The organism is Pseudoroseomonas cervicalis ATCC 49957, assembly GCF_000164635.1.
Taxonomy (GTDB): domain Bacteria; phylum Pseudomonadota; class Alphaproteobacteria; order Acetobacterales; family Acetobacteraceae; genus Pseudoroseomonas; species Pseudoroseomonas cervicalis.
Genome location: NZ_GG771017.1, coordinates 1 through 1187 on the forward strand (window position 1 = coordinate 1; position 1187 = coordinate 1187).

The 1187-nt window shown below is 72.5% G+C and carries 2 protein-coding genes; one reads left to right on the forward strand and one right to left on the reverse strand.

What is annotated here, in order from left to right; genetic code table 11:
* Window positions 1-806: DNA-methyltransferase (locus tag HMPREF0731_RS21365; RefSeq protein WP_007006327.1), on the forward strand; the 806-nt coding region annotated here is incomplete at its 5' end.
* Between the two features lie 14 nt (window positions 807-820).
* Here the strand turns inward: HMPREF0731_RS21365 and HMPREF0731_RS21370 are convergent.
* Window positions 821-1187: DUF3489 domain-containing protein (locus tag HMPREF0731_RS21370; protein WP_007006328.1), on the reverse strand; the 367-nt coding region annotated here is incomplete at its 5' end.

Genomic DNA, 1187 nt, shown 5'->3' on the forward strand with positions numbered 1-1187 from the left:
AGCCGCCAGCGGCTCCCGTCACCCGGCCCGGCGACCTCTGGCTGCTCGGGCCGCACCGGCTGCTGTGCGGCGACGCCACAAGCGCCGCGGACGTGGCCCGGCTGCTCGACGGTACGCGGCCGCACCTGATGATCACGGACCCGCCCTACGGGGTGAACTACGATCCGGAATGGCGGAACGAGGCCGGCGTGTCGGCGACGATGCGCACCGGCAAGGTGGCGAACGATGATCGCGCGGACTGGCGCGAGGCCTGGACGCTGTTCCCCGGCGACGTGGCCTATGTCTGGCACGCTGGCGTGCATGCGCGGACCGTCATCGAGAGCCTGGAGGCCGCGGGCTTCGCGATCCGCAGCCAGATCGTCTGGGCGAAGTCGCGCTTCGTGCTGGGGCGCGGCGATTATCATTGGCAGCACGAGCCGGCGCTCTATGCCGTGCGCAAGGGTGCCACCGGTCACTGGCAGGGCGCACGCGACCAGGCGACGCTCTGGCCGATCAGCACGGGCGGCGACGAGGACGCCGCGACGGTGCACGGCACGCAGAAGCCGGTGGAGTGCATGCGCCGGCCGATGCTGAACAACAGCGCGCCGGGCGAGGCGGTCTACGAACCCTTCTGCGGCAGCGGCAGCACCATCATCGCCGCCGAGACTAGTGGGCGCATCTGCTACGCGATGGAGATCGATCCCCGTTATGTCGATGTCGCGGTGCGGCGCTGGCAGGCCTTCACGGGCCGTGCGGCCGTGCTGTCGGGGGAGGAGCGGGTCTTCGACGACATCGCCGCCGCCCGCAGCACGCAGGCGGCGGCGTGACGCCTTCGGGGCGATCAGGCCGGCAAGTGGTAGATCGTGTAGGACCCGCGGGCGCCCTCCTTGTTCGGCCCGACCTGGCGGACCCGCTCCAGCACCTGGACCTCGATGCCCTGGCGCTTCTTCAGGCCGGCGAAGAACCCGCGGACCGTGTGCTGCTGCCAGCCAGTCGCCTCGCAGATCTGCGCGATGGTCGCGCCCTCCTCGCGGCGAAGCAGGGCCAGCACCTGCTCCTGCTTGGTGCCCTCGCGCGGCTTCCGCGGCGCGCCGTGCTCGCACGCGGCGCGGGGCGGCTTGCCCGCGAGGGCGGCGCGGAGGGCCTCGATGGCGCGGCTGATCGGGTTGTCGGTCGCGTCCTGCGCCGGGCTGGCGTCCCAGGCGGCC